We start from the raw sequence: 19050 nt of genomic DNA, 5'->3' as shown, positions 1-19050 counted from the left end.
GCGTTCTGGTTGTTGAGACGCAGCGGACGCTTTGAGTCCTTTCTGAATTATTTGTCCGCGACCGTGTTCTCCAAAACCACACTGGAAGGTCAGGTGAAGTGGGTCAGGCTAACGGTGATTTGTTGGCAGGTTTGATTTCTGACACCTAATGATTTCTTTCGGTTTATTAATAATCGGGTTTAAAACGGTTCTCCAGCAGGATTCGCTGGATGACAGTCAGGGAGCTAATGAAATGAGAGTCAGTATTTTTGGTTTGGGTTACGTCGGGGCTGTGTGTACTGCCAGTCTTGCCCAGCGTGGTCATCACGTTGTTGGTGTGGATGTCTCTTCCGTCAAGATCGATCTGATAAACAGCGGCAGGTCACCGATTGTGGAACCCGGACTGGAGGAGTTACTCCGGGCCGGTCGTGAGAACGGCTTTATCAACGGCGTGACGGATGGCCACGTGGCGGTTCAGGAGAGTGAGCTCTCGATGATCTGTGTGGGCACACCCAGTAAGCCCAATGGTGATCTCGATCTTCAGTTCGTGGAAAAGGTGTGCGGAGATATCGGCGCTGCCTTGAGGGATAAGGGGGACTGGCACCTGGTGGCTGTTCGGAGCACGGTTCTGCCCGGAACGGTGCGTGAAGTGGTGATCCCGGCACTGGAGAAGGCCTCTGGAAAACGCGCCGGTGTCGATTTTGGTGTTTGTGTTAACCCGGAGTTCCTTCGGGAGAGTACCGCCATCAAGGATTATGACCACCCGCCCATGACAGTCATTGGCGAGCTCGATGAGCGATCCGGTGATTTGCTGGCGCGGCTATACGCAGACCTTGACGCGCCGATCATCCGCAAACCCATCGAGGTTGCGGAGATGATCAAATACACCTGCAACATCTGGCACGCGACCAAAGTCAGCTTCGCCAACGAGATCGGCAATATTGCCAAATCGATGGGCGTGGACGGCCGCGATGTCATGGACGTTGTCTGCCAGGACAAGAAGCTGAACATCTCACGCTACTACATGCGTCCGGGCTTCGCCTTCGGTGGTTCATGCCTGCCAAAAGACGTGCGGGCGCTGACCTATCGTGCCAATCAAATGGACGTGAAGCACCCGCTGTTGAGCTCGATCATGAGTAGCAACAATGAGCAGGTTGCCCACGCATTCAAGATCCTCACCAGCTATGGCTGCCGCAAGGTCAGCATGCTGGGCCTGAGCTTCAAGTCCAACACCGATGACCTTCGTGAGAGCCCATTGGTGGAACTCGCCGAGATGCTGATTGGTAAGGGATACGACTTGCAGATCTTCGACCGTAACGTGGATTACGCCAGAACCCACGGCGCTAACCGCGAATACATCAACCAGAAAATACCGCACCTGTCGAACCTGATGCACAGCGATTTACGTGGCGTGATTGATCATGGCGACGTGATCGTGGTCGGCAACAACGATGAGCTATTCGAGACGGTCATTTCGGAAGTTCCGGAAGGCAAGCGGGTGATAGACCTTGTGGGATTCATGAAATCCACAAGCACCGAGGTGTTGGAAGGCATCTGTTGGTGAACCTGAACCCGGGAATGAGGTCCTGGCAGTCTTTTTCGGGTCAGGGCCTCATAACCAGAAAATGCACGGAACGTTAATTCAGGGACGTACGGCATGTCTTATATCTCAGACAACATAATGTCCAGAACGGGCGGTTGGCTACTGTTCCTGGCTGCTCTTGGAGCGTTGGCGGTCTCCCTGCCCACGACGTATACGGTTCGAGGCGGCGTCCACTTCCTTCTGGTCGTCGGGGTGATCGGTATCTGGCGTTACTCCGTTGGTCTCACGCACTTTGTGCGTGCGATGTATTTCCTTAAATGGGCGTATCCACGGTTTCGACGCGAGGCCGAGAGATTGGGAGAGTCCGCCGCGCCATCTCATGTCTACCTGATGGTGACCAGTTTTCGAATCGATGCGGGCACAACCGCAATGGTATACGACTCGATTATTCGGGAAGCGATGGAGTGTGGTTGGCCGACCACCGTTGTGGCATCCGTGGTTGAGCTCTCCGATGAAATGCTCATGCGAGCCATGTGGCGAAAGCTGGACCCTCCGGGGCACATCAAATTAAAGATCGTGCGTATCCCCGGCACTGGTAAACGTGACGGCCTGGCCTTTGGATTTCGGGCGATTTCACGGGATCTGCCGGATGAAAATGCCGTGGTGGCCGTGGTAGATGGCGACACTGTTCTCGAGCCTGGCGTGGTTCGTAAAACTGCCCCCTATTTCAGGTTGATGCCAAATATTGGCGCGCTTACCACCAACGAGTTTTGTGAGGTGCGCGGCAGTTACCTGATGTCGGAGTGGCACAAGCTGAGATTTGCCCAGCGGCACATGAATATGTGCTCCATGGGACTGTCTTATCGGGTGCTGACCCTGACCGGCCGGATGTCGGTGTTCCGGGCCAGTGTCGTCACTCGACCGGAATTCATCAGCGATGTGGAGTACGACTCCCTGAAGCATTGGCGGCTGGGTGAGTTCCGCTTCCTGACCGGTGACGACAAGTCCAGCTGGTACAGCATGATGCGCCTGGGGTACGACACGTTCTATGTACCGGATGCCGCTATTCGCACGGTAGAGCATCCACCTGATCCGAGTTTTATCCGCTCCGCTCGTCAGTTGATGTTTCGATGGTACGGCAACTCACTGCGGCAGAACTCAAGGGCCACCAAGCTCGGCCCACGGCGCCTTGGATGGTTCACCTGGTACGTGCTGTTTGATCAGCGCATTTCGATGTGGACCAGCATTCTGGGGCTGACCGCGGCCATAGTCGCAGCCATCAAGTACACGGGCATTGTGTTGGTTGCCTATCTGTTGTGGATCGGGCTCACCCGTTTGTTGCTGACGATGTTGCTCATTGCGACCGGACATTCTGTTGGGCCGACCTATCCATGCATTCTGTATTTCAACCAGATCTTTGGGTCTCTGGTGAAGATCTACGTCTTTTTCCGACTCGATCGACAGTCGTGGACGCGACAGAAGACCCGATTCAGCGCCGACAACGCGTCCTTCCAGCAACGCATGAACCGATGGTCATCAAGGATCATGACGTTATCCGCGGGCAGCATCTTTCTGGCGCTTGTTATGAAGCTGGTTTAGCGGAAGCGGAGATTTTACAGATGTACATCAATTATCGATCGAATAAACACAAGGGCTAAAGCAATGAATACGGCAGCAGTTGCACCCCAATTTGTCCATGAATCTGAAGCACAACGACAGTATGCCCGGGTCAAAATTCCGGCCAAGCTGTTTATGAATCTCGATGGTACGACACAGAAATTTCCGGTGGCTGATGTGTCTGCGGGCGGCTTCAGTGTGAACACCGGACTGGAATCGCTGCGTCAGCGCAGGCTATACAACGGTCGCCTGGTATTCAAAGTGGACGGCTTCGATTTTGCCGTCGACGTGAACTTTGTACCGCGAAGTTTCGATCCGGCGAGTGACCGCTGTGGTTGTGAATTTCAGGATCTCGGAGCACGGGAAGTTTCGGTCCTGCGATACCTCATTACTGCATTTCTCAGCGGGGAAGTAGTTTCAGCGGGTGATGTGCTTAACACCCTGTCCCGTGAAAACTTCACCAAGGCACGAAAGAGCAAGGGCAGCAATGACCTCGGGTTCTTTGGCAAGGTCCGGGCCATGTTCGGAAGCCTTGTTGTGATGCTTGCCGGCTTATCCGCCATCAGCTTCGTCGCGTCGGAGTTGTGGGATATCTACTTCGTCACCAAGGCCGAATCGGCCATGGTGGCCTCCGAACAGATCCCGGTACGCATTCCCAAAGACGCCAAGGTGACGACCCTGGTCAAGCCCGGGCAGGAGGTCAAGGCAGGTGAGACGATTGCGACCTTCGATGCGCCAATGATGTCGTACGTGAACGATCTGGTTGGCGAGGGCAGCTATAGCGTCGGTCAGATTGAGGAATTACTGGACCAACGCGTTCGGGGAACGCTCACCAGTCCCTGTGATTGCAAGGTCGTAAACCTGAGGCCGGCGGAGAACCAATACATGAGTAAAGGGGAGCAGCTTGCGGTGATGGCTCCCATGGATTCGTCCGCGCACATTATTGCCAATTTCCAGTTTGATCAGGGCGAGAAGCTGGAAGAAGGGCAGCAGGTAACGTTGCGCCTTCCCAATGGCAGGGAGCAGGCCGGGCGGATTACGTCCCTGTATGTGAACTCCCAGGCTCAGGGCGGGCCGATTGACGTTATCAGTGCGTCCATTGAATCGGCCGAACCTCTGCCGATCGAGGCAATCGGACGCCCCATCGGGGTCAGAGTTGACCAGTTCCGCATGCCGAGTCTGCAGAAGGTCGTAGACCGGTTCTCGGAAAGCTGAGGGAGTAACAAGGGATGATTCGAGTAGCGTGCATTGTCGGTCTGTTCAGCCTGGGTCTTTCCGGTTGTGGCAACCTCCCCGACATAGAGCGGGCCGAGAAAGCGGCGGCTGCTGGTAACGTGGAGGACGCCCGGTCGCAGCTGGAAGAGCTTGCAAGGTTTGGCCTGGCGGATGCCCAGGTTGAACTGGGGGATCTGTATGCCGATCAGGATACTCCGGCGGCGCGTCAGAAGGCGCTGGAATGGTATCAAAAGGCTGCCGAGCAGGGCAGCGACAGGGCGTCCATCCGGATAGGCAAGATGAACGCACGGGAAGGCGATACCCCGGAGCAGCGGGCCAATGGTGCTCGCTACCTCCGGAGAGCACTCGCGGAAGGTGATAAGACCGCGTTGATTCCTTTGATCAACCTGTACATGAATTTTCCCAAAGAGTTCCCCAATGGCAAGCCTGTTGAGTTAATCAAGCAGGCTCGCGCCGCCGGTGACCCGAAAGGCGATATCGCGCTGGCCCGCTACTACGTATTAAGCGGCCAGTTCGAGAATCGCACGGACGAAATTGAAAGTTTGTGTGTACCCATTGCAGAGGCCCAGCCGGAATGTTTTCAACTGTTGGCCAGGGTATATCTGGCTGAGGGCCGGAACGAGGATTTCGAGACACTGGTTGGTCGTGCCAGGCAAGCCTGGGAGCAAGGCACCATCGAAGATCGCGACCTGTATCTGTTCGCTCGCTGGCTGTCGGATGACGAATCTCCACAGAAGCAGGTCGCCACCACCAACGAGCTTTATCTCATGTTGACTCCGGGTTATGTGCCCGCACTGACCGCCCGCGCCAAGCTGATTATGGAAAACAACTACCTCGCGGAACCGGAGGTGGTGATTCAGATGCTGCAGCAGGCGCGGGACAACGGTGACCTGAAAGCGTCGCTTTCTTTGGCCCGAGCCTATGAGCGGGGCCGCATCGTGCCGGCAGACCCGGAAAAAGCGGTCCGCTACGCGATGGAAGTGCGCGAAAAATACCCATCTGCGGAGTACCTGCTTGGACGCATCTACAAGCGTGGATACCTCGGAGAACCGGATCCGGAGAAAGCAAAACACCACCTCCTGACGGCTGCTCGCAGAGGCTTCCCGAAGGCCGATTACGCGCTTGCTGAACTCTATTGGGAGGCCAAGGGCATCGAGGTGAACCGGCTCTATGCATGGAGTTTTGCACAACTGGCTCTGGACGGCGGGGTTGAGCGCGCCAGAGAGCTGATGGTGGAGATGGTTTTATCAGTGCCGGAGCACACCAGGATGAAAGCCAAGGCTCTTTACAAACAAGAGCGTGCCGCCCGTCGCCAGATGTTCGCCAAAGGTGCGTTCGGTCCGGCACAGACCACGGAACAAGGAGGATAAGCTCAATGCAGCTTATGAAGAACTATCGATTAACTCGTTTTGCACTCTCTTTCAGTTGTCTGGCTTCGGTAAGCGCTGGGCCAGCCATGGCGCAGTCAACCGGAGACGGCGAGGAGAGCCAGGCGTATCCGAGGCTGATTGAGCAGAATGTGAGATCCAAGCTCAGCCTGATCAGTGAAGGCGACCGTCGACTCGGATTAGGGGCGAATGGTGATGCCAAATCTGACGAGGCCGGTATAGATATCAAGCCGGAGTGGGTCTGGCAGTTATCGCCGCATTGGCGCTCCAAACTGCTTCTCCAGGCTTTCGGGGCAACTGGGCAGGTAGACGTCAGCGACGAGATTGGCGGTACCAGTACCGACGGTTTTTTTGCGCTACGGGAAGCCTGGCTGGATTACAACGGGCTCAGCGACTATCCGGGGGAGTCGATTCGCTTCGGTCGCGAGCGTCTGAAAGAAGACACCGGTATGTGGTGGGATGACGACATCACCCTTGTCCGCTGGATTTTTGATACCTCTTTGCTGGACACCACTGTGGGCGTTGCTCAGAAGCTTGCCGAGTTGCGGACTGATAACAATGAGCTTCAGGACGATGAGCAGGATATTGGTCGCATCTTTGCCAATACGCGCTGGCAATGGCGAAAAGGTCACTATCTGGGATTTCTGGTTACCCATGGTCAGGGCTACGGCGATCAGGCGGAGGAGTACGCCGCGCGTGGTCTGACTCCGAACGATAGCTTCACCGATTCGCTGACCTGGACGGCTATTCAGGCGGACAGGAACTATTTCGATTGGCACTCCCACGATGCCTTTCAATACTTTGCCTCCGTGGCGGCAGTGAATGGCACGGACACCGTGGTCGGCGAAGACCCCAGCGCTCCCAGTGGATTCAGCGACCGCGAACGTGATGTTTCCGGGTGGGCAGCGGATCTTGGCGCGCGCGCCCAGTTGCTGGATACGCCCCGGTGGGTCATCGGTGCTCACGGTGCGATTGCGTCCGGCGGCTCCGGTGGAGGGGAGCCAGGCGACAGTGATGCCTTTCAGCAAACCAGTCTCGAAAGTAACCGCTCAAGTTTCACCGGTACCCGTTCCCAGGTACATCGGTTTGGAGAAGCGATCCAGCCTGAGTGGAGCAATCTCAAGGTATTCACGTTTTATACCGCGTTATCGGACAGGGACGCCTGGGATGCCAATCTTTTGTATCACCGCTACTGGCTGAGTGACGAGATGGGCACGGTTCGTTCCGACCTGGTCGAGCCAGGATTTACCGGGGCCAGTGATGATCTGGGGCAGTCGGTGGATCTGGTGTTGGGTTATTACGGTGACAGCGCTTCCACTTCCTGGGCGGCATTTGATGTTCGTCTGCGTGGGGGCGTATTCATGCCGGGCGATGCATACGGTGATGATGCCGATAGTTCCAGGCATCGGGTAGTTGTGGACTTGTCGAAGCGGTTCTGAGGAGAAGCCATGAAAGCCCGAGTATACAAATGGGTTCTGTACATGCTGATAACCATGCTGGTCGTACCGGTGCAGGGCGTTGCGGCAGGTAACTCAAACGCCAACGGAATGGCCAAACCGCCACCGGCGATTGCGCCATTAATTGACGACTATGGCATTGAGATCAAGTCTGGTGAAGATCTGTACCTGCCTGAACCGGAATTACCGGATACGTCGGCCTACAGCCGTGATGCTGTTGAAGCAAGACTTGCAAGCAGGTCGGATGCGCCACCGGATGTGAGCGTGGAGCGTATCGGTGGTATCAGTGCTCTCGGCGACTTTGTAGATGAAGGCCGGGCACGGGAGTGGGTGGTTCGTCAGTTTTCACATCCCCAGGCCATTCTCGTCAACAGCGGCAAAGTGACCCTGGAGGATGTCTATCGCCAGGTGAACGACCGGCGATACATGGAGCGCAATGAGGACGGCTCTTACATCATCCGTTTGCCTCTCACCATTCGCCAGGATGCTACGTTGGTCATGCGCGACCAGACGTTGAGATTATCCGAGGAACGTGGCGCTTTCATTGCCAACGACGGCTGGCTGTTTGCCATAGACAGCAAGATCATTGGCTGGCGTGAGCAGGCCAACGGGCCGGCTACGTTCCAGAAAAAAGAAAACTTCCGGCCATTTTATGTGGGGTGGGGTGGCAGCGAGAACTTCATTCTCGGAACCACCATGGCCAACCTGGGATATCTCCAGAGTAAATCCTACGGTTTCACCGTGGCCCAGTATTCCGAATACGACAACGCCCGGCTGCAGCGCACTGCGCCACATGCCTGGCTGGTCGATTCCACCTTCGAGGATCTCTACTACGGCTTCTACTGCTATGAGGCCGAAGATGTGGCCATCGTCAACAACGTCTATCGCGACAACATCGTGTATGGCATTGATCCTCATGACTATTCCAGTGGGCTGATTATTGCCGGCAACGAGGTCTACGGCACGAGAGAGAAGCACGGAATCATCATATCGCGGGAGGTGGACAACAGCTGGATCGTGGGAAACCGGAGCTACAAAAATGGCTTGTCCGGCATTGTTCTGGACCGCCAGAGTTCCAACAACGTGGTGGCCAACAACGTGTCCTATGACAATCAGGGCGATGGGATCGGGCTCTATGAGTCACCGGACAACCTGCTCTGGGGTAACCGCGTGATGAATAATCTGCGCAACGGCATCCGGGTAAGAAACAGCAGCAATGTGGATGTGTACCACAACGTCGCTGTCCTCAATGGCACCTGGGGGATATATGGCCAGCTGAAAGACCTGTCAGCCACTGACCGTAACTTCAAGGAGGATTTCTACGAATACGAAGTGTCTCTGAGGGTGGTCGGTGGAGAACTGTCGTCCAACGCCAGTGGGCCGCTGTCGACAGACAACCCGGCGTATATAGCGCTTTACGACGTGGGAATGCGTTTCCCCAGATCTGACGTGGGCATCCACTTCGAGGGTGTGCTCGGAAAATACCAGATGCAGATATTCGATGCGCTTCTGAACCAGAAGCGCGCGGTTCGGATCGAGCCTTCGGCGGTTGTATCCGGGCAGGTATCGCAGGCGGAGAACTGATATGGTTTTTTCATCCAACATCTTCCTGTTTCTGTTCTTGCCTGCCTTTCTGGGTGTGTACTACCTGACCCCGTTCAGGTACCGCTCACTGGTAATCCTGATCGGTAGTTACGCGTTCTACGCCTGGTGGCGGGTGGACTTCCTGTTGCTGTTCGTGGCGGTGACAATTTGGAACTACGTGATCGGTCTGGGAATACACCGGGCCGGTATCGGTACCGCGCAGGCCCGCAAGTGGGTTGCGGTCGGTGTGGGCGGCGATCTGGCCACACTCGCTTACTTCAAGTACGCCAATTTTGGCGTTGATAGTCTGAATGACCTCCTGGTTGCTGCCGGCAGTCAGCCCCTGGAAATGGCGAACATCATCCTGCCGATCGGTATTTCCTTCTACGTGTTCCAGGCGATTTCGTACGTGGTGGATGTTTATCGGGGGGATACTGAACCGACGCGCCGGTTTATCGATTTCGCGGCGTTCATCGCGCTGTTTCCCCAGCTCATTGCCGGGCCGGTGCTGCGTTACAAGGACCTGGCGGATCAGTTCACCCACCGCACCCATACCATGGAAAAGTTCGGCGAGGGTGCGGTCAGGTTCATGCAGGGCTTTATCAAGAAAGTCTTCATTGCCGATTCGATAGCGCCATTGGCGGACAGTGCTTTTGCTTTGTCTGACCCAAGTACGGCAGACGCCTGGCTGGGTATTCTGGCCTATACCGCACAACTGTATTTCGACTTCTCCGGATATTCCGACATGGCCATTGGTCTGGGCCTGATGATGGGGTTCCGGTTTACCGAAAATTTCAACCAGCCCTACATCAGTCAGAGCATTACCGAATTCTGGCGTCGTTGGCACATCAGCCTTTCCACCTGGCTGCGGGATTACCTGTACATCCCCTTGGGCGGCAATCGCAACAGCACCGTCAAAACTTACCGCAATCTGCTGCTGACCATGCTGCTTGGTGGGCTCTGGCACGGCGCGAACTGGACGTTCCTGTTGTGGGGTGCCTGGCACGGCCTGTTGCTGTCGGTTGAGAGGGCGCTGGGTGTGTCGGGCAGCCCGTCCGGGTTCCGGGTTTTCCGATGGGCGCTGACTTTGCTGTTCGTAATGCTGGGCTGGGTCACCTTCAGGGCCAGCACGTTAACCGAAGCCTTCGGATTCTACGGTGCCATGTTCAGTTTTGACGGTGCTGGTCTGAGCGATGTCTTTCTCCAGGGCATCCGTGATCTGAATCTGGCGATTCTGGTCGTGGCCTACGGTGTGATCGCGATGATGGGGATCAGGGACCGGTTGGGAGGGCGTAACGTGGGTCCACCCGTATCGGGGTGGCGATCCGCTGCAGCTCCGCTGCTGGTGCCGGTGTTTGCGCTGGCCGTTCTGAAACTGTCCGCCGAAAGTTTCTCACCGTTTCTGTACTTTCAGTTCTGAGGGTGAAATAGATGACCAAAACATCTGCACGAATCACGGCATTTCTCTTTATAGCACTGGTCCTCGTTCTGGGCGCTTTGTCCCTGCGGCCGCTGTTTGGCTATAAGGCGAAAACAGGACTCAGTCCGGTTAACGGTGAGTTGGCCAGACATCTGGAGAGTCATTACGACGAGCAGTTTCCTGCCAAGGATCTGGGCACGAACCTGTGGGCTGCCATCAACTACACGCTCTTTGATGAGGGCAGACAAGGCGTCGTGGTCGGCCAGGACGAATGGCTGTTCACCGACGAAGAGATCTACCCGGCCAGCCGTGACGGAGAGGTGGTCAACCGTAACCTGCATCGTGTTCAGCAAATCGCCGACCACTTGCTGGCCGAGGGTATTCCCCTGGTCGTGCTAGTGGTACCTGCCAAGGCTCGCATCTATTCGGAGAAACTGGGAAGCACTCGTCCCGAGCCGGTGATGGCGTCGTTGTATGAGGCGTTCCAGCAGTCATTGGCACAAGCGGGAATTCCGGCCCCAGAGCTGAAACCCGCACTGGAGCAGGCGCAACGTCACGGCGAGCCCGTTTTTCTGAGAACGGATACCCATTGGACTCCCGCCGGCGCGAACCTGTTCGCCAAAGGCGCCGCCGAGTATATCCGTGCCCGGTTCAATGGCCTTTCCTGGGGCGAAAAAACCTTTGTGACTTCCTTAGGCCAGCCTGTGGAGCATCGGGGTGACTTGCTGAATTACATACCGGTGGATCCTGCTTTCAGCGAATACGGTCCCGCACCGGATCAGCTGATACCGCGAACCACTCGCGCTGATGGCGATGATCAGGCGGATGCCGACGCCCTGTTTGGTGATGACTCAACCAGCACGGTGCTGGTGGGCACAAGCTACAGCGCCAACGAATTGTGGGATTTTCCTGGCGCCTTGCGCAAGCATCTGGGCCGGGACCTGATCAACGTGGCCGAAGAGGGCGATGGGCCCATCGTGCCCATGGTCAGCTATCTGAACTCTTCCGACTTCCGGGATCAACCGCCGCAATTGGTGATCTGGGAGTTTCCCGAGCGTTACCTGGCTCAGCCACTGGAGTCCGGGCAGGCCCTGGCATGGTTCCGTCAGGCCGACAACATGCTGACCGCACAAGCGGATAGCCATTCTGAAACCAACCCCTGAGGATGATGAAAATGAGAGCACTGATGCATACCGCTTTTTTTGCCCTGATCAGCAGCTTGCTGGTCTCCATGAACATGGCCCAGGCCGGAGAAGATGCGCTGTATGCCGCTGAAGCACCGGACGGGGCGGCGTTCATTCGTGTGATGAACGCAGATGCCAGCGGCGCCCTGGCCCAGGCCACCGTTGGCGACAAGGTAATCAAGGAAGTGTCCCCGCTGGAAGCGAGCCCTTACATTTACCTTCCGGAAGGCCGGTATCAGGTGGATGTGGCCGGCCAGCAGACCTCCGTCACCATGAAAACGGACGAGTTCTACACCGTGGTTGTGCTCGATTCCGGGCAGGTGAAAGTGATTAAAGACGTCACTTTCGACAATCCGCGAAAAGCATTGTTGTCTTTCTACAACCTGACCCGTAACGGCGGAGTCACCCTGAAAACGTCTGACGGCAAGGTTGCAGTGATCGATGCGGTGGACTCTCTTGATGTGGCCAATCGCGAGATCAACGCCGTTAAGATTGCGCTGGGCGCCTTCCAGAGTAATAAGGCGTTGGCTAAGACCGGCGAGGTCAATCTTCAGCGCGGCAAGGTATTCAGCGTGTTCGCGATTGATGTCGGCGGCAAGCCCCGGCTCGTGGTTGCTGAAAGCCGGGTGGATACGTCGGTATGAAGCGCGTGTTCAGAGGTCGTGGGTTATGGGCGCTGGTCCTGTTCGGTCTGCTCGGTGGTGCTGGGATAAATGCCAGCGCCACGGAGGCGCCTGAATATGACATCGAACGTTGTTGTGACCTTTGTCCGCTGACGGCGCACCCCTCCAGCTACGACACCAGTTATCTGAAGAATTTCAAGATGCTGGTTCAAGGCAAGGATGGCTGGCTGTTCCGTTCGGAGGCTGAACTGGTGGAGCAGTTCGGACCGGATCTGGAGGGGCTGAAACATCTGAGGCGTTTCGCCCGGCACTTGAAAGAAACCACTGGTACCGAGCTGGTAATGGTGTTCCAGCCGACAAAAGGGCTGGTTCATCCGGACCTCTTGCCACAGATATCACCGGTACCTTTCAGCTGGAGTGTTGCCCGCAAAAACTACGCCGATGCTTTGGAGCGGTTCCGCCAGGCTGGGCTGGTGGTGCCGGATTTGACGCCACTGCTGAATGAAGAGTCACGTGAAGATGCTTTCTTCTTCAAGCGGGATCATCACTGGACACCCTACGGTGCGCGCCGGACCGCAAAAATCGTGGCGGAGCGCATCAAGGACATGCCGGCCTATCAGACGCTGTCGCAGCAGGAGTTCGTGACTCGTCGGTCGGGCCTGATCAGAAAGGATGGTTCGCTGCAGGATGCGGTGAAACGGATCTGTGGTTTTGAATACGGCTCGCAGTACGTGGATGAGTTCCGTACTGAGTCGTCTGGCACAGGCCAGTCTGCGGAAGCCAGCGCTCTGTTTGGTGACCAGGAACTGCCACCAATCACCCTGGTGGGGACCAGTAACAGCAAGGGCGCCCATGATTACAATTTTGTGGGCGCTCTGCAGGAGTTCCTGGGAGTCGAGGTCCTCAACGTTGCGGTAGCGGGTGGCAGTTACGACGGCTCCATGTATGAGTATCTGCTGTCCGATAACTTCCGGGAATCACCGCCGAAGATCATGATCTGGGAAGTGCCGGGCTATCACAACCTCGACAGTGTGGAGTTCTATCGCCAGGTCACGCCGATGATCAGCGGCGCCTGCGAGAACCAGAAACCGGTGCTGCAGAAAACCACGCGCGTCAAGGCCGGAACCAACGAAGTGCTTTACAACGGTGGTGGCCAGTTCATTGAAATGCCCAGCAACGAATACGTCGTTGACCTGCAGTTCAGCGACCCGGGCGTTAAAGAGGTCGATGCGTTTATCTGGTACGTCTTCGGACGCAAGGATCGTGTTGACATGGAATATGGCTCGCGGGTTGAAACCCCCGGCCGGTTCGTCTTCGAGCTGCCCGAAGGGCCGGAATGGAACGATGAGCTGTTCATGTCGCTGGATCTTGAGCTCAAGCCAGAAGAGGTCACCGAGGGATTGACCGTGACTACGAAAATCTGCCGGCGTCAGGACATCTGACGCATATTCATCCAACGCATAGAGAGGACGACCATGCGAATCCAACAACGCTCTGAACATCGACACTGGGGCCGGATGCTTCTGTGTACCGCGATCTCTGCGGCCTTTGGTGTGAGCAGCGTAAATGCGGGCCAATGCCTGGGCGGAGAGCTGCGAGCCCCGGTTGGCTACTACCAGACACCGGAAAACGATGGCGGCGGAGACTATGATTGCGAGCGGGTAGAACCGCATGTCGGGTCTTTGTCGCTTACCAGCAAATATGAGGGCAGCGATAGCGCGAGGAACGAGCTGAACGAGCAAGCCTATGAGGAGTACAAAGAGGCAACCAACAAAATACGTAGCTTTGAGAAGGCTGTGATTGCAGCGGCGGATGACTATCAGGTTGATGGTTACGGTTCCGAAGCAATGCACTGCGTTCTGGACAACCTGGATGAGTGGGCCTCGGCTGACGCATTGCTGACCGACGACATCAACCATGTCGGCCAGGCAGTGCGTAAGTGGGCACTGGCTGCGGCCGCCAACGCTTACCTCAGGATGCGTGCCTCCGCCCCGGAAGCGACAGCGGACCTGCAGCGAACCGCTCGAATTGAAGACTGGTTCCGTCGCTTGAGCGACGGAGTCCGCGAGTACTACACCGACCGGGAACCCCGGAAGGTTAACAATCACGATTACTGGGCGGCCTGGGCCGTTATGTCGTCAGCTGTCGCGACCCAGGATTGCGGCGACTGGAACTGGTCGGTGTCCAAGTTCGACGAGGCGATGGGGCAGATTACGGATGAGGGCTATCTGCCCAAGGAGCTTAGCCGGGAGACTCGGGCGCTGGAGTACATGAACTACGCCATGCAGCCACTGACCATGATTGCTGTGTTTGCGGAAGTAAACGGCAATTCCGTTTATGGCCGCTACCGGGACGAATTTCCGAGCATGGCCCAGAACGTTGTCGCGGGGCTGGCGGACCCGCAGCGTATCGAGAGCATTACCGGGTACGAGCAGATTGTTGATGGACTCTATAAATCCTGGTCACTGGCCTGGATGGAACCCTGGCAAGCCACCTGGGATGCCCTTGAGGGGATGCCGACATTCCTCGACGAGCATCGACCGATGAAGTCCACCCGATTGGGTGGCGATATCTCTTATCTGTATCAGATCAACCCGCTGTGGCCAGACGGCTCGCAGCCCAATCCACCCAGCAACATCATGCTTAGCAGTAGTTCGTAAGGGGCTCTGACTTCACAGGTCGCCCCGATGAATACGTTAACTGACGTTTTTGCAGTACGTCATTCATGAGCAAAGGAGCAGAACGATGATTCCAGTCATACTTTCAGGTGGTAATGGTTCACGGCTTTGGCCTCTGTCGCGCCAGGCTTACCCCAAACAGTTCCTTCCATTGGTGGGGGAGCAGACTATGTTGCAGGAGACTCTGTGCAGGCTCCCTGTCGCTGAAACCGAGGCACCGGTGGTCGTGGCTAATGACGAGCACCGGTTTATTGTCAAAGAGCAACTGGAGGCAATTGGCCGTAAGCCCATGACGACGCTACTGGAGCCGTTTGGTCGTAATACCGCGCCTGCGGTGGCACTGGCGGCTATCGAGGTGGCGCGCAAAGATCCCAAGGCCATCATGCTGGTGTTGCCTGCCGACCACGCGATTGAGGATGTCGAGGCATTTCAGAGCGCCATTGCCCGGGGCCAGGAAGCCGCGCGATCGGGTGGCCTGGTGTTGTTTGGCATTACGCCGACCCGTCCGGAAACCGGCTACGGCTATATTGCCGCCGGCCGGTCTGATGAGGCACCAGGTGCTGCCAGACCTGTTTCACGTTTCATCGAAAAACCCGATGCCGAGAAGGCTGCAGCGTTGCTGTCCGCCGGTGGCTACTTCTGGAACAGCGGCATGTTCATGTTCCGGGCAGACACCTACCTGGCAGAACTCAAGAAACACAGCCCCGATATCTATGATACCTGCCTTCTGGCAGCCCGGCGCTTTGAACGGGATATGGAGTTCACCCGAATCCCGGCGGAAATCTTCGAGCACTGCCCGGACGATTCCATTGATTACGCGGTGATGGAAAAAACATCGAAAGCCCTGCTGGTACCCATGGATGCAGGCTGGAGCGACGTTGGCTCCTGGTCCACTATCTGGGAAGTGACCGACAAGGACGAGCAGGCCAATGCGGTTCTGGGCGATGCCTGTCTGGAAGACAGCAATGGTTGTCTGGTGCACTCGTCGGACAAACTGGTGGCCATGGTCGGCGTGAAAGACCTGGTGGTGGTCGACACCAAGGATGCACTGATGGTGGCCCACCGGGACAACGTGCAGGACGTCAAGAAACTGGTAAAGCGGCTGAATGGTGAGCAGCGCACGGAAACCCGCACGCACCGCCAGGTGTACCGCCCATGGGGCAGTTACGACAGCATTGATATGGGCAACCGGTTCCAGGTTAAGCGCATAACCGTTAAACCGGGCGAACGTCTGTCGCTGCAGAAACATCATCACCGGGCCGAGCACTGGATCATTGTACGAGGTACCGCCGAGGTGACTCGTGATGAAGAAACGTTTCTGCTGTCAGAAAACGAATCCACCTACATTCCCATTGGCGCCGTGCACCGGCTATTTAACCCGGGCTGCATTCCTCTGGAGCTGATTGAAGTCCAGTCCGGCGCTTACCTTGGCGAGGATGATATTGAGCGATTGGATGACCGATACGGTCGTGCCACGCCCAAGCCCGAGGTTGAGGAAGACAAGATTCCAGTCATGTCAGAGATGGTGTAAGGCTGGTCCGGCCCCTTATGCAGTGCCTCTGACTGGCATAAGGGGCCGTGCCACTGATCTAAGGATTGATGGAGAATACGTTATGGACGTTTCCTGTTTTAAAGCCTATGACCTGCGCGGTCGGGTTCCCGAGCAGTTAAATCCGGAACTGGCGGAGCGTATCGGGCGGGCTTATGTAGAGTTAACCAATGCCCGCAAGGTTGTGGTGGGGTACGACATCCGGTTGTCCAGCCCGGAGATCGCAGCCGCATTGAGTGCCGGACTGATGGCAGCCGGTGCGAATGTATACGACATCGGCCTGTGCGGGACCGAGCAGGTCTATTTTGCCACCAGCCACTACAGCATGGACGGTGGCATCATGGTCACGGCCAGCCACAACCCCAAGGATCACAACGGTATGAAACTGGTCGGCCATCAATCGCGCCCGATCAGTTCGGATAACGGACTGAATGCCATTCGTGACAGGGTGTCTCTGCCGTTTGAGGATGCCCGGGTTCCCGGGCGCCGGGAGAGGCTGGCGGTGGAAGGCGATTATATCCATCACTTGCTTGGCTACATCGACGGCAGCACGATCAAACCGCTGCGGGTCGTCGTCAATGCCGGCAACGGCGGAGCCGGGCCTGTCATAGATTCATTGGCACGCTGGCTGCCTTTTGAGTTTGTACGATTGCATCATGTACCCAACGGACACTTTCCCAACGGGGTTCCGAACCCGCTTCTTGAGGAAAATCGCGCGGTCACTGCCGAGGCGGTTATTCGCGAAGGTGCTGACATGGGCATTGCCTGGGATGGCGACTACGACCGGTGTTTCTTCTTTGACGAGAAGGGCCGGTTTATCGAAGGCTACTATATTGTGGGACTGTTGGCGGAGCAGTTTCTGCGCAAGGTCGGCAGGGGAAAGATTATCCATGACCCACGCCTGACCTGGAATACTCAGGACATGGTCCGTGCGGCGGGTGGCATTCCCATCGAAAGCAAGACCGGACACGCATTCATCAAACAACGCATGCGTGAGGAAGATGCCTTGTATGGTGGTGAAATGAGCGCCCACCATTATTTCCGGGACTTTGCCTACTGTGACAGCGGCATGATTCCCTGGCTTCTGGTTGCCGAACGGTTGTGTCAGACCGGTCAACCCTTGTCATCGTTGATCGATGCCCGTATTGAAGCCTATCCCGCCAGCGGTGAAATCAATCGCTCAGTTGATGATCCGGCGCGACTGCTTGCCAAAATTGAGGAGATCTATGGCCAGGATGCGTTGTCTGTCAGCCACGTTGATGGTCTGAGCGTTGAGTTTGAGCGCTGGCGTTTCAACCTCCGGATGTCGAATACCGAACCGCTGGTCCGGTTGAATGTGGAGTCGCGGGGGGATATCGCGCTGATGAAGGAAAAGACGGCTGAGTTGCTGGATGCAATGGTGCGGTTGAACCCGTCCTGACGCCCTATACCAATGCCTCGGGGGCAGCCCGGTGACGTTTCGTTGATGTTATTTTTTATCAAATTTTCTGCATGGTTATGTCATGGTGCCAAAACGGCGACTGCGGCAGACTGATTGTCATCTACCATAGTTGAATCGTTTACTGGCGGGAGAAACCCATGACCAGCAATGTTGATAAAGAAGAGCTCGAGATGTTCCGGGAGTCCGTCATAAAGGCTCTGGAAGCCGAGGTGAGACCCCATTACGAAGCCTGGGAAAAATCCGGGATTGTGCCCCGTGAGCTTTGGAATACCCTGGGAAATGCCGGCATGTTGTGTGTTGATGTGCCGGAAGATTGCGGCGGTTGCGGCGCGCCATTCCAGTATTCCGTGGTCGTCGGTGAGGAACTGGCGCGGCTGGGCTTCGGCGCACTCTCCACCAACGTGATGGTGCATTCCGACATTGTTGCCCCCTACCTGAGTCACATCGGTAATGAGGAACAGAAGCAGCAGTGGCTGCCTAAAATGGTCTCCGGCGAGGCGGTTGGCGCGATAGCCATGACCGAACCTGGCGCCGGCAGTGACCTGCAGGCGATCCGCACCAGTGCCGTGAAAGATGGGGATGACTATATCCTTAACGGTTCCAAGACCTTTATCACTAACGGCCAGCACGCGGACATGGTGATTGTGGCGGCCAAGACTGATCCCAGTGCCGGTGCCCGCGGCATCAGCCTGTTCCTGGTGGACACCTCCCTGCCGGGTTACAGCAAGGGCCGCAATCTGGACAAGATCGGCCAGCATTCCGGTGACACCTCGGAACTGTTTTTCTCCGACATGCGCATCCCCGCCTCCGCCTTGCTCGGCGAGGAAGGGCAGGGCTTTATGTACCTGATGCGGGAACTGCCCCGTGAGCGACTGGTGATCGGCGCCCTCGGCGTGGCTGCCGCCCGTGGCGCTCTCGACCTGACTGTGGCGTATGCCCAGGAGCGGGAACTGTTCGGCCAGAAACTGGCCCAACTGCAAAACACCCGCTTTGAGATTGCCCGTATGGAAACCGATTACCGGGTGAACCGCGCCTTCGTGGACCAGTGTATCGATCAGTACGACCGCGGCGAACTGGATGCCCCGACCGCCTCCATGGCCAAGTACAGCGCCACCGAAATGCAGTGCCGGGTGGCGGATGGCTGCCTGCAACTGTTTGGCGGCTACGGTTACACCACGGAATATCCGATTTCCCGGGCGTTTATAGACGCACGAGTGCAGCGGATCTATGGCGGCACCTCGGAAGTGATGAAAGAGATCATTGCCCGTTCGGTACTGGGCAAGGCCTGATTTCCGCGGGCCAACTCACAAGATAGAGGGGCGAGTGTGGGGAAGTCTTTCAGGGACCGTCC

The 19050-nt window shown here is 56.7% G+C and carries 14 protein-coding genes; all 14 read left to right on the top strand.

Annotated elements, in window-relative coordinates; translation table 11 throughout:
- The first annotated feature begins 232 nt into the window (after positions 1-232).
- Positions 233-1543 (top strand): nucleotide sugar dehydrogenase, encoded by a 1311-nt coding sequence (locus MARLIPOL_RS12635; RefSeq protein ID WP_012138550.1) that lies wholly within the window; start codon positions 233-235, stop codon positions 1541-1543.
- Positions 1544-1636: 93 nt separating this feature from the next.
- Complete coding sequence (locus MARLIPOL_RS12630; protein ID WP_012138549.1) at positions 1637-3121, top strand: glycosyltransferase family 2 protein; 1485 nt, start codon at positions 1637-1639, stop codon at positions 3119-3121.
- A gap of 63 nt (positions 3122-3184) precedes the next feature.
- Positions 3185-4354 carry an HlyD family efflux transporter periplasmic adaptor subunit gene (locus tag MARLIPOL_RS12625; RefSeq protein ID WP_012138548.1) on the top strand — a complete coding sequence of 390 codons (1170 nt, stop codon included), beginning with the start codon at positions 3185-3187 and terminating at the stop codon, positions 4352-4354.
- A gap of 14 nt (positions 4355-4368) precedes the next feature.
- On the top strand, positions 4369-5745 hold the full coding sequence (locus MARLIPOL_RS12620) for a tetratricopeptide repeat protein (RefSeq protein WP_012138547.1): 1377 nt from the start codon (positions 4369-4371) through the stop codon (positions 5743-5745).
- Positions 5746-5750: 5 nt separating this feature from the next.
- Positions 5751-7202 (top strand): alginate export family protein, encoded by a 1452-nt coding sequence (locus tag MARLIPOL_RS12615; RefSeq protein WP_012138546.1) that lies wholly within the window; start codon positions 5751-5753, stop codon positions 7200-7202.
- A gap of 9 nt (positions 7203-7211) precedes the next feature.
- Entirely contained in the window at positions 7212-8804 is a 1593-nt protein-coding gene (locus tag MARLIPOL_RS12610; RefSeq protein ID WP_012138545.1) for a NosD domain-containing protein, read from the top strand.
- Between the two features lies 1 nt (position 8805).
- Positions 8806-10224, top strand: coding sequence for an MBOAT family O-acyltransferase (locus MARLIPOL_RS12605; protein WP_012138544.1), 1419 nt, complete (start codon positions 8806-8808; stop codon positions 10222-10224).
- Between the two features lie 11 nt (positions 10225-10235).
- Complete coding sequence (locus MARLIPOL_RS12600; RefSeq protein WP_012138543.1) at positions 10236-11387, top strand: alginate O-acetyltransferase; 1152 nt, start codon at positions 10236-10238, stop codon at positions 11385-11387.
- Positions 11388-11398: 11 nt separating this feature from the next.
- Entirely contained in the window at positions 11399-12052 is a 654-nt protein-coding gene (locus MARLIPOL_RS12595; RefSeq protein ID WP_012138542.1) for an alginate O-acetyltransferase AlgF, read from the top strand.
- The gene (locus tag MARLIPOL_RS12590) at positions 12049-13473 is read left to right on the top strand and encodes an alginate O-acetyltransferase AlgX-related protein (RefSeq protein ID WP_012138541.1); all 1425 of its coding nucleotides are present in this window, start codon (positions 12049-12051) and stop codon (positions 13471-13473) included. Before MARLIPOL_RS12595 ends, MARLIPOL_RS12590 begins: the two co-directional genes overlap by 4 nt.
- Before the next feature lie 33 nt (positions 13474-13506).
- The gene (locus MARLIPOL_RS12585) at positions 13507-14691 is read left to right on the top strand and encodes an alginate lyase family protein (protein ID WP_082446177.1); all 1185 of its coding nucleotides are present in this window, start codon (positions 13507-13509) and stop codon (positions 14689-14691) included.
- A gap of 85 nt (positions 14692-14776) precedes the next feature.
- Entirely contained in the window at positions 14777-16240 is a 1464-nt protein-coding gene (locus tag MARLIPOL_RS12580; protein WP_012138538.1) for a mannose-1-phosphate guanylyltransferase/mannose-6-phosphate isomerase, read from the top strand.
- An 82-nt stretch (positions 16241-16322) separates the two neighbouring features.
- On the top strand, positions 16323-17678 hold the full coding sequence (locus MARLIPOL_RS12575) for a phosphohexomutase domain-containing protein (protein WP_012138537.1): 1356 nt from the start codon (positions 16323-16325) through the stop codon (positions 17676-17678).
- A 158-nt stretch (positions 17679-17836) separates the two neighbouring features.
- Positions 17837-18988: an acyl-CoA dehydrogenase family protein gene (locus MARLIPOL_RS12570; RefSeq protein ID WP_012138535.1), complete on the top strand. Its 1152-nt coding sequence runs from the start codon at positions 17837-17839 to the stop codon at positions 18986-18988.
- The last annotated feature ends 62 nt before the right edge of the window (positions 18989-19050 follow it).

It is taken from the genome of Marinobacter lipolyticus SM19 (assembly GCF_000397065.2).
GTDB lineage: Bacteria > Pseudomonadota > Gammaproteobacteria > Pseudomonadales > Oleiphilaceae > Marinobacter > Marinobacter lipolyticus.
Note: the sequence above shows the minus strand (reverse complement) of the source record. Positions and strands in the feature narration are given on the sequence as shown.

Coding starts and splice junctions, on each gene's coding strand:
- MARLIPOL_RS12595 (WP_012138542.1), top strand. CDS start 11,399: ATGAGAGCACTGATGCATACCGCTTTTTTTGCCCTGATCAGCAGCTTG.
- MARLIPOL_RS12590 (WP_012138541.1), top strand. CDS start 12,049: ATGAAGCGCGTGTTCAGAGGTCGTGGGTTATGGGCGCTGGTCCTGTTC.
- MARLIPOL_RS12570 (WP_012138535.1), top strand. CDS start 17,837: ATGACCAGCAATGTTGATAAAGAAGAGCTCGAGATGTTCCGGGAGTCC.
- MARLIPOL_RS12580 (WP_012138538.1), top strand. CDS start 14,777: ATGATTCCAGTCATACTTTCAGGTGGTAATGGTTCACGGCTTTGGCCT.
- MARLIPOL_RS12605 (WP_012138544.1), top strand. CDS start 8,806: ATGGTTTTTTCATCCAACATCTTCCTGTTTCTGTTCTTGCCTGCCTTT.
- MARLIPOL_RS12630 (WP_012138549.1), top strand. CDS start 1,637: ATGTCTTATATCTCAGACAACATAATGTCCAGAACGGGCGGTTGGCTA.
- MARLIPOL_RS12635 (WP_012138550.1), top strand. CDS start 233: ATGAGAGTCAGTATTTTTGGTTTGGGTTACGTCGGGGCTGTGTGTACT.
- MARLIPOL_RS12615 (WP_012138546.1), top strand. CDS start 5,751: ATGCAGCTTATGAAGAACTATCGATTAACTCGTTTTGCACTCTCTTTC.
- MARLIPOL_RS12575 (WP_012138537.1), top strand. CDS start 16,323: ATGGACGTTTCCTGTTTTAAAGCCTATGACCTGCGCGGTCGGGTTCCC.
- MARLIPOL_RS12625 (WP_012138548.1), top strand. CDS start 3,185: ATGAATACGGCAGCAGTTGCACCCCAATTTGTCCATGAATCTGAAGCA.
- MARLIPOL_RS12610 (WP_012138545.1), top strand. CDS start 7,212: ATGAAAGCCCGAGTATACAAATGGGTTCTGTACATGCTGATAACCATG.
- MARLIPOL_RS12585 (WP_082446177.1), top strand. CDS start 13,507: ATGCGAATCCAACAACGCTCTGAACATCGACACTGGGGCCGGATGCTT.
- MARLIPOL_RS12600 (WP_012138543.1), top strand. CDS start 10,236: ATGACCAAAACATCTGCACGAATCACGGCATTTCTCTTTATAGCACTG.
- MARLIPOL_RS12620 (WP_012138547.1), top strand. CDS start 4,369: ATGATTCGAGTAGCGTGCATTGTCGGTCTGTTCAGCCTGGGTCTTTCC.